This is a genomic window from Arthrobacter sp. Soc17.1.1.1, from assembly GCF_036867195.1.
Taxonomy (GTDB): domain Bacteria; phylum Actinomycetota; class Actinomycetes; order Actinomycetales; family Micrococcaceae; genus Arthrobacter_D.
The window spans coordinates 3,292,448-3,304,772 of the sequence record NZ_JBAJII010000001.1 but is presented as its reverse complement, the minus strand read 5'-3'; the positions used below and the strand labels follow the sequence as shown (position 1 = coordinate 3,304,772).

Below are 12,325 nucleotides of genomic sequence, written 5' to 3'. Positions count from 1 at the left end.
GAGGTGACCGTCGTCGGCGTCGTGAACGTCCCGGATCAGTGGATGAGGCCGCGCCAGCCGGCGGGCACGCGTCCCGCCGGGCCGGGCACGGGCTGGTCCTCCGGGCGGCTGGTGGGCTCCGCCAGGGCCGGTCCGTCGACGAACTGCTGCGTGCTGTAGTCCCAGAACCAGTCCTCACCCGGCTCGAAGGACATGGCCACCGCGTGCCCTGCCGCCGCGGCGTGTGCGGAGGCATGCCGGGCCGGTGAGCTGTCGCAGCACCCCACCCGGCCGCACGCGGCGCAGCGGCGCAGGTGCACCCACCAGCCGCCCGAATCGTCGCAGTCCCTGCAGCCCGTGCCGGAGGGCGGAACGCTGGTGTCGATGGTCCCGGTCATGGTCGTCCTTCCTGGGGGGAGAATTCCGGCGTCGACCGGAACGCGGTGCTCGCTTCCGCGGGAGCGGCTGAACCTGCCACGAACCCGTCGGGCCGTACGAGGTACAGCAGGCCGGGCCGGAGCGGCGTCGAGCCGGTCGTCGCGAAGGTGTGGAGGGGGAGTCCGAGTTCACCGGCCGCGAGCGCGGCCTCACGCTCGGTGCCGGTATCCGCAGCGTACAGGTGCAGTTGCGGAACGGCCGCCCGGAGGACCTCGAAGTTGTCGCCGGTCCACGGCAGGCGGCGTCCGACGACGGCGTCCCGGCGTCGCCCCCCGCCCGCGCCGTCCATGCGGTAGTGGATGCGGAGCTGGCCGAGGTACCCCGCGAGGCGGCGGCCGACCGGCAGGTGCGGCAGCACGGCCATGGCGACGGGCAGCACCACCCGCGGCACGTAGCGGCGGACCAGGATCGCCGCCCTGGATCCGGAGGTGAGCCCCCGGAACACCGTGTCCGTGGTCTTCAGGAGGCGCACGGCCACGGGCCGGCGCTCGGCCTCGTACCGATCGAGGAGCGTCTCCGGGGCGCGCCCGGCCAGGACGTCGTCGAGCGTGAAGGCGAGGTTGTGGGCGTCCTGGAGGCCGGTGTTCATGCCCTGGGCGCCGACCGGCGAATGGACGTGGGCGGCGTCTCCCGCGAGGAACACGGGGCCGGTGCGGAAGTGCGCGGCGATGCGGTGGTGCACGCGGTAGGTGGAGAACCAGCGGGAGTCCTCGTACGTGACGCCGAAGACCTGGGCCATGCGCCGACGTGCGGCGTCCTCGGTGATCGCGGGGGTCTCGTCACCCGCCACGCCGATCAGGCGCTGGCCGTTCCGGCCGTCCTCGGCGGGACGCATGGGGAACGCGAGCAGGAACTCCGTGGCGCCCTGGCGGATGTTGACGGACGCGGGGGCCAGTCCGTGGACGCCCACCGCGTCCACGAGATAGAAGCTCTGCCGGCTGGTGGTCCCCTCGAAAGCCGTCCCGCTCAGGGTCCGGACGGTGGAGGAGGCACCGTCGCAGCCGGCCGTGAAGCGGGCCTTGATCGTCGTCGACCCGCCCGGACCCTCGACGACGGCGAGGACGCCGTCGTCGGTCCGGGTGAGCGCGGTCAGCCGGTGCCGCCACCGGACGGACCCTCGGAGGACACGCAGGTGGTCGCCCAGGATCCGCTCGTTGGCGCTCTGCTCCAGCATGTAGATGCCCGGGTAGGGCGTGAGCCCCCGCCCGAGCCCGGACAGCGGGACGGGCGTGAAGGCGCGGCGCCCGTACCCCTGGCGGACGGATTCGGCGTGCACGGCCTCGGCGAGCACGCGGTCGACGACGCCGAGCTGGTCGTAGATCTCCATGGACCGCGAGTGCACGCCGAGCGCCCGGGACTCCACCGTCGGTCCGTCCTTGGCGTCGATCACGACCACGCGCCGCCCCAGCTTCACCAGCCAGTTCGCCAGCATCAGGCCGGTGGGGCCCGCTCCCACGACGAGGACCTCGACGTCCTCCGGTGCCGCGCTCCCGTACGTCATGCCGCCTCCCGGGCCCTTCAGCGTTCGAGGGCGGTGCAGACGCACGCCCGGTTGCCCTCGGCGTCCGTCAGCACCGTGAAGGAGGGCGCGGCGGCGTCGTCGACCACCGTGCCGCCGGCCGCGACGGCCGCGGCGATGCGCGCGTCCGCCGCGTCGTGGGGCACCCAAACATCGAGGTGGAAGCGCTGGCGCGGCGTCTCGTGCGCGTCGGTGTGCTGGAACCACAGCAGCGGCACCCGGCCGGTCGGGTCGACGACGTCGTCCCCGTCGACGGCACCGGCGTCGCCGGTCAGCAGGGCCGCCCAGAACGGGCCGATGCCGGCCGCGTCGGCGGTGTCGAGGGCGAGCTCGACGACGGTGGGCGCGGAGGGATCGGCGCTGATGCCCCGCTCCGCGGCGGCTGCGCTGATGCGGCGGGCCAGGTCGACGTCGCGCCGGGTGATCCCGGCCGCGTCGTGGCTCAGGAGCTTCACGTCGACGTGCGGATAGGTGAGCGTCACATCGGGGTGGTGGCCCGCCTCCTCGGCGAGCCCGCCGATGGCGGTCACGAGCGCGAGCCCCGTGGCGAAGTCGCCGGTACGGAACCGGGCGTGCAGCGCCTGCGTCAGTTTCCGCCAGTCGTCGAGCCCGGCGTCGAGGATGTCCTGGGTGCTGAGGATCGTCATGCGGCAAGTATGGCGCGGACGCAGGGGCGGGAGAAGGGCCGTCGCGCGTCGGCGCCGGACGGGGGCGGGCTCCCGCGCCGGGCGGCCCGGGAGCCCGGGATGTCAGAGGCGGGCGGTCCCGTCGCCCTCGTGACTCCCCGCGGGCAGGAGCTCGGTGATGAGCTGCTCGACGCGACCCCGGATCTCGTCGCGGATCGGGCGGACGGAGTCGACGCCCTTCCCGGCGGGATCCTCGAGGACCCAGTCCTCGTACCGCTTGCCGGGGAAGTAGGGGCACTCGTCGCCGCACCCCATGGTGACCACGACGTCGGAGGCCTTCACGGCCTCGGTGGTGAGGATCTTCGGGGCCTCGGCCGTGATGTCGATGCCTTCCTCCTGCATGGCCTCGACGGCGGCGGGGTTGACCTGATCGGCGGGTTGCGATCCGGCGGAGAGCACCTCGATCCGCCCCTCGGAGAGGTGCTGCAGATACGCGGCGGCCATCTGGGAGCGGCCGGCGTTGTGGACGCAGACGAACAGCACCGACGGCTTCTTCGGGTCGGTGGTCGCTGCAGCTGCGGGATCGGTATTCATGATGATCCTTCGGTCGTCGCCCGCCCGGGAGGACCGGCCGAGCGCTGGGGGAGTCGGAGGGACCCGACGGGTGTCGTCCGAGCAGTCACCGTGCTACGGATCGACCGGTGTCGAGTATGGAGAGGTATATCGATGATTGTCAATGTCTGGATAGGCTGACCGGATGTCGACGTTCCCAGAGCCCGGGACGAGGCGCATCGCCGCCGCCGGACCGGCTTCCGTACCGCCCGGCGCAGCCATCGACGGGGATCGCGGCTGCACGCCCCCGGGGGCTCCCGCGATGACTGCCGAGCGGGCCGGGGAACTCGCGCAGCAGTTCAAGGCGATCGCCGACCCGAACCGCCTGCGCCTGATCTCCCTGATCTCCGCCGGCGCCGGGCACGAGGCGTGTGTCTGCGATCTGGCCGGGCCCCTGCACCTCGGCCAGCCCACCGTGTCGCACCACCTGAGGATCCTCGTGGACGCGGGCATCCTGCACCGCGAGAAGCGCGGCGTCCGGGCGTACTTCTCCATCGTGCCCGGCGCCCTGGACGCCCTCGCAGCCGTCCTCGGCGAGACCCGCTGACCCCTTCCGGGTGCCCGCCGTCCTGGCCGTACAGCGGCGGACGGCGGGCGCGGGGGTGCGCCGGTGCGTCGACGGGGATGCGCCCGGGGGTGGACGCGGGGATGGACGCGGCGCGGGAGGGCGGTCAGTGGCCGGCGCCCAGTATCCCGCCGAGGCGTTCGCGCATCAGCGTGGACCCCTCGTTCAGGCCCACGATCCTCACCTCGGTGCCATGGCTGCGGTACTTCTCCTGGATGGCATCGAGGGCGGCGATGGTCGAGGCGTCCCACAGGTGCGAGCCGTGCAGGTCGATGGTGACGCGGTGCGGATCCGTGGCGTACTCGAAGCGCGTGTAGAGGTCGTTCGAGGACGCGAAGAACAGTTCACCGTTCACGGTGTAGGTGGCGTGGCGCTCACCGTCCACGGTGTTCTCTGTGCGCTCGACGGTGACGACGTGGGCGACGCGGCGGGCGAAGGCCACCATGGCCACCAGCACGCCGACGCCGACGCCGATCGCCAGGTTGTGCGTCCAGACGGTCACGATCACGGTGGCGAGCATGACGGTGGTCTCGCTCCCGGGCATCCGCTTCAGGGTGGAGGGGCGGATGCTGTGCCAGTCGAAGGTCGCGATGGACACGAAGACCATCACGGCGACGAGGGCGGCCATCGGGATGAGGGCCACGATGTCGCCGAGGGCCACGACGAGGACGAGCAGGAAGATCCCGGCGAGGAAGGTGGAGATGCGGGTGCGTGCCCCGGAGGCCTTGACGTTGATCATGGTCTGGCCGATCATCGCGCACCCGCCCATGCCGCCGAAGAGGCCGGTGATGATGTTCGCCGCGCCCTGCCCCCAGGACTCGCGGGTCTTGTTCGAGCGGGTGTCGGTGATGTCGTCGACGAGCTTCGCCGTCATGAGGGATTCGAGGAGTCCGACGGCGGCCAGGGCCAGCGCGAACGGGGCGATGATCCGGAGGGTCTCGAGGGTCGGCGGGACGTCCGGGAAGAACAGGGACGGCAGGTTCTCGGGCAGGTCGCCCTTGTCGCCGACGGTCGGGACGGGCACCTGGGCGAGGACGGCGAAGACGGTGAGGACCACGATCGCGACCAGCGGCGCCGGGACCACCGTCGTCAGTCGCGGAAGGCCGAAGACGATGAGCAGGCCGACGGCGACCATCGGGTACACCAGCCACGGGACGCCCAGCAGTTCGGGGACCTGGGAGAGGAAGATCAGGATCGCCAGGGCGTTGACGAAGCCCACCATGACCGAGCGGGGGATGAACCTCATCAGCCGTGCGACGCCGGTCATGCCGAGGACCACCTGGAAGATCCCGCCGAGGATGACGGCTGCGATCAGGTAGTCCACCCCGTGGTCGGCGACCAGGGGTGCGATGACGAGGGCGACCGCGCCGGTGGCGGCCGAGATCATGGCGGGGCGCCCGCCGAGGAACGCGATGGACACGGCCATGGTGAAGGAGGCGAACAGGCCCAGGCGAGGGTCGACGCCGGCGATGATCGAGAACGCGATCGCCTCCGGGATCAGGGCGAGGGCGACGACGAGCCCCGCGAGGACCTCCGTCTTCAGCAGGCGCGGATCCCGCAGGGTCCGGGTGACGGACTGGCGTTCGACGGGAGAGGGTGCCGTGGTCGCGGTGGGCGCGGCTGCTGACATGGAGGGGTCCTTCGTGTGTCGCGGGTGCTGGGACGGGCGGGAAGAGGTCACCGCTGGAGGTGGGGAACCGGCTCTGCCGTCGTACGGGAACCCCGTGGTCATCCACAGTACAGCGACGGCCGGCACCGACGGCGGGCCGGTCGAAGGGGGCCGCCCGGGTGTGCGGGACGAGGGCGTGGAGGCGCGTGATTTGACTCACGCCCGGCGACGGTTCAGGGTTTTAGGTCTGTCCTCATCGCTCCGACCCACGCGCTCGCAGCTCGGCCACAGGTCCTGCGCCCGCGGAAGGAATCCATACCCCATGCCCGAATCCGCTTCCCCGGTGCAGGTCTCGGCGGCCCCCGCCGTCGGTGACCAGCACCAGTCACCGCATCTCAGCCGGTCCCTGAGCAACCGCCACATCCAGCTGCTCGCCATCGGCGGGGCCATCGGCACCGGCCTCTTCATGGGCTCCGGCAAGACCATCTCGCTCGCCGGCCCCTCCGTGATCTTCGTGTACATGATCATCGGCTTCATGCTGTTCTTCGTCATGCGCGCCATGGGCGAGCTCCTGCTCTCCAACCTCGAGTACAAGTCCTTCAGCGACTTCGCCGGCGACCTGCTCGGCCCCTGGGCAGGGTTCTTCACGGGGTGGTCCTACTGGTTCTTCTGGGTGGTCACCGGTGTCGCGGACATCGTGGCCATCGCGGGCTACGTGGACATCCTCGCGCCCGGGACCCCGCTGTGGATCCCGGCGCTCGCCACCCCCGTGGTGCTGCTGCTCCTCAACCTCCCGACCGTGAAGGCGTTCGGCGAGGCGGAGTTCTGGTTCGCCATCATCAAGGTGGTCGCCATCCTCGCGCTGATCGTCACCGGCATCGTCATGATCGCCACGCGCTTCCAGTCCCCCGGCGGCCAGGTGGCGGACCTCGCCAACATCTGGAACGACGGCGGCATGTTCCCGCACGGCCTCTTCGGCTTCATCCTCGGCTTCCAGATCGCGATCTTCGCGTTCGCCGGCATCGAGCTCGTCGGCACCGCCGCCGCCGAGACGAAGGACCCCGAGAAGACGCTGCCCCGCGCCGTGAACTCCATCCCCCTCCGCGTCCTGCTCTTCTACGTGGGCGCGCTCACCGTCATCATGGCCGTCAACCCGTGGCGCACCATCGACGCCGCCAACAGCCCGTTCATCGGGATGTTCACCCTCGCGGGCCTCGGGATCGCCGCCGTCGTCGTGAACCTCGTGGTGCTGACCTCGGCCGCGTCCAGTGCCAACTCCGGCATCTACTCGACGTCGCGCATGGTCTACGGGCTGGCCCAGGACGGCAACGCACCGACGTCCTTCGGCAGGCTCAGCTCCCGCAAGGTGCCGCAGAACGCCCTGCTGTTCTCCTGCATCTTCCTGCTCGCCGGGCTGATCCTGCTCTACTCGGGCGACTCCGTGATCGGAGCCTTCACGATCGTCACGTCGGTCGCCTCGGTGCTGACGATGTTCGTGTGGTCCATGATCCTCATCAGCTACCTCGCGTTCCGGCGTCGCCGGCCCGAACTGCACGAGGCGTCGTCGTTCAGGATGCCCGGCTCCTCGTTCATGCCGTACGTGGTCCTCGCGTTCTTCCTGTTCATGCTCGTCGCCCTCGCGCAGGCGGAGGACACCCGCCTGGCGCTGTTCGTGGCCCCTGTGTGGTTCATCCTGCTCGGCGCCGCGTGGTCCCTGAACCGCAGGACGCCCCTGCAGCAGGCCCGCATCGAGGAGCACAGGGCCCTGGTGCGGAGCGAACAGGCCGCGCGCACGGCCCGCGCCTAGTCCCGGTGATCGCGCTGAAGGACCGTCCCGCCCGGGGCGGTCCTTCGTGCGTCCCGGCCGTGCGCCTGCCCGCGGTCGCGGCGGCCGAGGAGGGCGGCGTTGAGACCCCCGATCGCGGCAGCCGTCACGAGACTGAGGAGGACGGCGGTCTCCAGCCCCCGGCCGGTCTCGGTGTGGGCGGCGACGAGGATCGGCGTCACCACCAGCACGGTGGCCACGAACCAGAGGGTCCTGCTCTGCACGAATCGCATGCCCGCTCCTTCCCTCGACCCGTCCAGCGTAGGGATGAACGCCCTCCGGCGCGTCATCCCTGAGGGGGAACGCGCCCGGCCCGGGTCATCCCCGCGGCGGCACCCACGACGGCGACCCGGCGACCCGGCGTCCTGGGTCCGGTCAGGAGCGGCTGCGATACTGCTCGGATGGCCAAGAACAGGATTCCCCGCGGCCGTGGCGTCCTCGCCGCCCGCCTCGACGACGACCTGAAGGACCGCCTGCGGTCCGCGGTGCTCGACCCGCAACTCCTGCTCGCGGCGAAGGCCGCCCTCGCCGCGGCCCTCGCCTGGACCATCGCACTCGCCATCCCCGGAGAGGCCTCCCGGTACCCCTACTACGCGCCGCTCGGTGCGCTGCTCGCGATCTACCCGACCGTCGCCGGGACGCTGAAGTCGGGGCTGCAGACGGTCATCGGCCTCACCATCGGGATCGTCCTGGCCCACGTCGCGGTCTGGGCCGGAGAGCCGAACTGGGGGACGATCGCCTTCGTGGTCGGGGTGGGCGTCCTCCTCGCGGGAGCCCTGAGGAGGACGGCCGGCGGCGGCTCGGGGATCGCGTCCGCCGGGCTGTTCGTCCTCGTCATCGGCAACGAGAACCTCGGGTACTCGCTGGGCTACTTCGTCCAGACGGTGGTGGGGGTGGGCGTGGGGCTCGCGGTGAGCGCGCTGATCCTGCCGCCGCTCAACCTGGACGACGCCGTGGGCCAGATGAGCCGGCTCCGCAGGACGGCCGCCCGCCAGCTGCAGGAGATGGGCGAGGCCCTCGAGGAGGACTGGGACACCGACGATCCGCGCTGGTCGGAACGGCGGGACGACCTCCAGGCGTCGGCCCGCAACGCGCGCAACGCGCTGCAGTACGCGGACGAGAGCCGCAAGGGCAACGTGCGGCGGCGCTTCCACCCACGCGACGTCCGGAGCGACCACCGGCACGTCGAGGTCCTCGAGGTCGTCGCGGCCCACACGCTGAACATCACCAACATGCTGCAGGACGGGCTCCACGGGACGTCCAGGGAGCACCCCATCCCGGCGGCGGTCCGGCCGCCCCTCCAGCGGGCCTTCACCGCCGTGGGCGACGTCCTCGATCTCTGGACGGTCGAGGAGGACGACGCCGCGACCCTCCGCGCGGCGGAGGAGAGCCTGCAGGCACTCGCCTCGGCGGCCTACGAGTCGTCCAGTCGGGACGTGCCCTTCGGTGCGGCGGCCGCGATCGCCATGAGCCTGCATCGCATCGTGCAGGCCGTGACACCCGGGCTGCACATCGAGGGCGCGGACTAGGACGACGAAGGGGAGGAGGGACACCCGGGGCGGGCGTCCCTCCTCCCCTCTCCGCGGCGGATCAGGTCAGGTCGCGGGTCTTCGCGAACCGTTCGATGGCCTTCTGCGTGGAGCGGTTGGTGAGCACCTGGATCGTGGTGCTCACGGCACCCGAGATGATCGCGAACACCAGGGCGGAGCGCAGCGTGTTCTCGAGCCCGTCCTTGCTCTTCGGGGGCGCCTCACCCGTGATCTTCTCCCACAGGAAGTCGACGAGCTTCGTCCCGACGAAGCCCGCACCGACGCTCATGCCGACGCCGAGCAACTTGAACACCAGGGTCATGGTTTCTCCTTCTGGTCCGAATAGTCCTTGCCCTAGCCTAGTCGTGCTCCTCGCCCCTCCGCAGGGGCAGCTCGGCCGGCTCCTGCGGACCGCACACCGGCGCACGGCGGCGCGACGCGCCGGTGTAGGATCGGTAGCGCTCAACCAACAACGACAGGGGAGCGCCGATCCGCAGCATGCTGCCGGAGCGGGCGCTGAGAGTGCGGACCGCCGCAGACCCTCGAACCTGATCCGGCTAGTACCGGCGAAGGGAGTCGAGTTCTCAGGGTGCACGGACGTCGCTGCGGTGATCGCCCGCCACCATCCCCTCCTGCATCCCAGGAGGAATCCCATGGCATCATCAACAGCCCTACCGGGCACCCGGACCACCAGGCAGTGGCGCGTCGTCGACATCGTGGTGGCCTCGGTCATCGCCGTCGCCGTCGGCGTGCTGTTCTTCGTCTGGTCCGCCGGCTACTCCGGCATCAGCATCCTCGCCGCAGGCTTCCCGCCGGTCGGCGGTCTGTACACGGGCGGCTGGCTCATCGCCGGCGTGCTCGGCGGGCTCATCATCCGCAAGCCCGGCGCCGCCATCTACTGCGAGACCTTCGCGGCGGCGGTCTCGGCCCTCATCGGCACGCAGTTCGGGCTCAGCGTCCTGCTCTCCGGGGCCATCCAGGGCGCGGGCGCGGAGCTCGTCTTCCTGCTGTTCCTCTACCGCAAGTGGAACCTCTCCGTCGCGCTCCTCGCCGGCCTCGGAGCGGGCCTGGCGCTGGCGATCAGCGAGAACATCCTCTACAACGCGCTCTGGAGCATCGAGTTCCAGCTGCTCTACGTGCTGTTCGCCGGGATCTCCGGGGTCGTCATCGCGGGCCTGCTGTCCTGGCTGGCCATGCGGGGACTCGCGAGGACGGGCGTGCTGTCCGCCTTCGCCGCCGGCCGGACGGCGGACGTGTGACGGCAGCCGACCGACCCTCCCCGGGCGCGGTGCGGGTCCGCGCCCGGGGATGGGGGTGGCGCCACGCGGGCCGGAGGGCCTTCGCCGCACGCCGGCTGGACCTCGAGCTCCAGCCGGGCGAGCGCGTGCTGCTCCTCGGGGCTTCCGGCGCGGGCAAGTCCACCGTGCTGCACGGGCTGGCAGGGCTGCTCGGCAGCCACGACGAGGGCGAGCAGGAGGGCGAGCTGCTGCTCGACGGCGTCCACCCCGCCGCGGCGCGCGGCAGGGCCGGGCTCGTGCTGCAGGACCCCGAGACGCAGGTGGTCCTCGCCCGCGTGGGCGACGAGGTGGCCTTCGCCGCCGAGAACCTCGCCGTGCCACGGGAGGAGATCTGGCAGCGTGTGGGGCGGGCACTCGACGACGTCGGCCTGGACCTCCCGCTCGACCACCCCACCACGGCGCTGTCCGGCGGGCAGAAGCAGCGCCTCGCCCTCGCCTCCGTCCTCGCGATGGAACCCGGCCTGCTCCTGCTCGACGAACCCACGGCCAACCTCGACCCCGACGGCGTCCTGGAGGTGCGCGACGCCGTGGTCCGCGTCCTCGAGCGCACGGGTGCGACGCTCGTCGTCGTGGAGCACCGCGTGGCCGTGTGGGCGGACGTCGTCGACCGCGTGATCGTGCTCGATGCCGACGGCGGTGTCCTCGCCGACGGCCCGCCCGCCACCGTCCTGGTGCAGGAGGACACCCGGGCGCGCCTCGCCTCCGCCGGCGTGTGGGTGCCCGGCCTGCCACCGGCCGTGGGCGGGACGCTGCCCGCCGGGCCCGGGGGCGGGACCCTCCTGTCGGCGGAGGGCCTCGGCGTCGCCCGGACGCGTCGCGGCCCGGTCGCCGTCGACGGCCTCGCTCTGCAGGTGCGGTCCGGGGGAGCCCTGAGCATCACCGGACCCAACGGTGCCGGGAAGTCGACGGCGGCCCTGACGCTGGGGGGACTGCTGCGCCCGCGCGCCGGACACCTCCGCGCCGCACCGGCCCTGGCGGGACCGGCCGGCAGCGACCCGTTCCGGTGGCGGTCGGCGGAGCTGGTCCGCCGCATCGGGACCGTGTTCCAGGAACCGGAGCACCAGTTCCTCACCGCGACCGTCGCGGACGAGCTCGCATTCGGTCCGCGGCAGGGCGGGGTCGTGGATCCGGCGCGCATCGGGTCGGTGGCCGAGAGGCTGCGCCTCACGCACCTGCTGCAGGCGAACCCGTTCACGCTCTCCGGCGGGGAGAAGCGGCGCCTGTCCGTGGCGACGATGCTCGCCACGGCCCCGCGCGTCCTCATCCTCGACGAGCCGACCTTCGGCCAGGACGCCCTGACCTGGGCCGAACTCGTGACCCTGCTGCGCGAACTCGTCGACGACGGCGTGGCCGTCCTCTCGGTGACGCACGACGCCGAGTTCATCGCCGCCCTCGGTGGCGCGACCCTCCACATCTCCGGCGGGGCAGGACGGCTGGTGGCCCGATGAGCGGCGACTACCTGACCCCGGTGCTCACGGGGAGGGCGCTCCTGCGGGCCAACCCGGTGTCCAAGCTCTTCGCCGCCGCGGTGATCACGCTGGCGCTCCTGGCCAGCATCGACTGGGTGAGCGCCGCAGTGGTCCTCGCGTGCGAGCTCGCCCTCATGCCGCTGCTGGGCATCAGCGTCGGAGGCCTCGCCCGGCGCATCTGGCCGCTCCTCGTCGCCGCCGGGGTCGGCGCCTACGGGACCGCCCTGCTCGCCGAGAAGACCGGGGCGGTCCTGCTCGACGTCGGGCCGTTCCTGTTCACCGAGGGATCCGTGGCCGCGGGCATCGCCGTCGGGCTGAGGGGACTGGGCCTGGCGCTGCCGGGCATCTTCATCCTCCTCACCACGGACCCCACGGACCTCGCCGACGCCCTCGCGCAGAAGCTGCACCTGCCGCACCGCTTCGTGCTCGGCGGGCTGGCGGCGCTGCGGCTCGTGGGCCTCCTCGTGGAGCAGTGGGAGACCCTCGGCCTGGCGCGGCACGCCCGCGGTGTCGGCTCGGACGGGTCCTTCCCCGCCCGCGTCCGGAACCTGCTGGGGCAGTCCTTCGGACTGATCGTGCAGGCCATCCGACGGGCCACCCGGCTCGCGACGGCGATGGAGGCGCGCGGCTTCGGCGGCGGGACCCGCACCTGGGCCCGGACGAGCACCTTCTCGGGCCTCGACGCCGTCGTCGCCGTCGTCGGGCTGCTCATCGCCGCGGGCGCGGTGACGGCGGCCGTGCTGGCCGGGACGTGGAGCTTCCTGCTGTCCTGACCGGGCGGTCAGGGCGGTCAGGGCGGTCAGGGCGGCCCGGGCCGCGGTTCGCGGAGCACCCGGTGTCCCGGGCGCGATCCGCG

13 protein-coding genes and 1 riboswitch are annotated in these 12,325 nt (G+C 72.1%); of the genes, 6 read left to right on the top strand and 7 right to left on the bottom strand.

Annotation, left to right across the window (positions count from 1 at the left end; translation table 11 throughout):
- Nucleotides 1-35: 35 nt before the first annotated feature.
- The 4 genes from V6S67_RS15235 to V6S67_RS15220 form a co-directional block, all read right to left on the bottom strand.
- Complete coding sequence (locus V6S67_RS15235) at nt 36-377, bottom strand: UBP-type zinc finger domain-containing protein (protein WP_334211031.1); 342 nt, start codon at nt 375-377, stop codon at nt 36-38.
- On the bottom strand, nt 374-1,918 hold the full coding sequence (locus V6S67_RS15230) for an FAD-dependent monooxygenase (RefSeq protein WP_334211030.1): 1,545 nt from the start codon (nt 1,916-1,918) through the stop codon (nt 374-376). The genes V6S67_RS15235 and V6S67_RS15230 overlap by 4 nt, the downstream gene beginning before the upstream one ends.
- A 17-nt stretch (nt 1,919-1,935) precedes the next feature.
- Nucleotides 1,936-2,583, bottom strand: coding sequence for a 4a-hydroxytetrahydrobiopterin dehydratase (locus tag V6S67_RS15225; RefSeq protein WP_334211029.1), 648 nt, complete (start codon nt 2,581-2,583; stop codon nt 1,936-1,938).
- Between the two features lie 102 nt (nt 2,584-2,685).
- Nucleotides 2,686-3,156 (bottom strand): arsenate reductase ArsC, encoded by a 471-nt coding sequence (locus V6S67_RS15220; RefSeq protein ID WP_334211028.1) that lies wholly within the window; start codon nt 3,154-3,156, stop codon nt 2,686-2,688.
- 163 nt (nt 3,157-3,319) lie between these two features.
- Here V6S67_RS15220 and V6S67_RS15215 point away from each other — a divergent pair, with 163 nt between their 5' ends.
- On the top strand, nt 3,320-3,721 hold the full coding sequence (locus V6S67_RS15215) for an ArsR/SmtB family transcription factor (RefSeq protein WP_442884815.1): 402 nt from the start codon (nt 3,320-3,322) through the stop codon (nt 3,719-3,721).
- 124 nt (nt 3,722-3,845) lie between these two features.
- On the opposite strand, the gene V6S67_RS15210 is transcribed toward V6S67_RS15215, so the two are convergent.
- Entirely contained in the window at nt 3,846-5,369 is a 1,524-nt protein-coding gene (locus V6S67_RS15210) for a SulP family inorganic anion transporter (RefSeq protein WP_334211027.1), read from the bottom strand.
- A 301-nt stretch (nt 5,370-5,670) separates the two neighbouring features.
- On the opposite strand from V6S67_RS15210, the gene V6S67_RS15205 reads away from it, so the two are divergent.
- Complete coding sequence (locus V6S67_RS15205; protein ID WP_334211026.1) at nt 5,671-7,155, top strand: amino acid permease; 1,485 nt, start codon at nt 5,671-5,673, stop codon at nt 7,153-7,155.
- On the opposite strand, the gene V6S67_RS15200 is transcribed toward V6S67_RS15205, so the two are convergent.
- Complete coding sequence (locus V6S67_RS15200) at nt 7,152-7,406, bottom strand: hypothetical protein (protein WP_334211025.1); 255 nt, start codon at nt 7,404-7,406, stop codon at nt 7,152-7,154. The genes V6S67_RS15205 and V6S67_RS15200 overlap by 4 nt on opposite strands.
- Nucleotides 7,407-7,574: 168 nt before the next feature.
- On the opposite strand from V6S67_RS15200, the gene V6S67_RS15195 reads away from it, so the two are divergent.
- Nucleotides 7,575-8,702, top strand: a complete 1,128-nt coding sequence (locus V6S67_RS15195) for an FUSC family protein (protein ID WP_334211024.1) — start codon at nt 7,575-7,577, stop codon at nt 8,700-8,702.
- A gap of 61 nt (nt 8,703-8,763) precedes the next feature.
- Here V6S67_RS15195 and V6S67_RS15190 read toward each other — a convergent pair whose 3' ends face one another.
- Nucleotides 8,764-9,024, bottom strand: coding sequence for a DUF4235 domain-containing protein (locus V6S67_RS15190; RefSeq protein ID WP_334211023.1), 261 nt, complete (start codon nt 9,022-9,024; stop codon nt 8,764-8,766).
- A gap of 145 nt (nt 9,025-9,169) precedes the next feature.
- Nucleotides 9,170-9,294: riboswitch (TPP riboswitch) on the top strand.
- Nucleotides 9,295-9,355: 61 nt separating this feature from the next.
- Between V6S67_RS15190 and V6S67_RS15185 the strand changes: the two genes are divergently transcribed.
- Genes V6S67_RS15185 through V6S67_RS15175 form a run of 3 tightly spaced genes read left to right on the top strand, consistent with a single transcriptional unit; the run spans nt 9,356 to nt 12,242 of the window.
- Entirely contained in the window at nt 9,356-9,961 is a 606-nt protein-coding gene (locus V6S67_RS15185) for an ECF transporter S component (protein ID WP_334211022.1), read from the top strand.
- A complete protein-coding gene (locus V6S67_RS15180; protein ID WP_334211021.1) occupies nt 9,958-11,448 on the top strand; it encodes an ABC transporter ATP-binding protein in 1,491 nt (496 codons plus the stop codon). The genes V6S67_RS15185 and V6S67_RS15180 overlap by 4 nt, the downstream gene beginning before the upstream one ends.
- A complete protein-coding gene (locus V6S67_RS15175) occupies nt 11,445-12,242 on the top strand; it encodes an energy-coupling factor transporter transmembrane component T family protein (RefSeq protein ID WP_334211020.1) in 798 nt (265 codons plus the stop codon). Before V6S67_RS15180 ends, V6S67_RS15175 begins: the two co-directional genes overlap by 4 nt.
- The last annotated feature ends 83 nt before the right edge of the window (nt 12,243-12,325 follow it).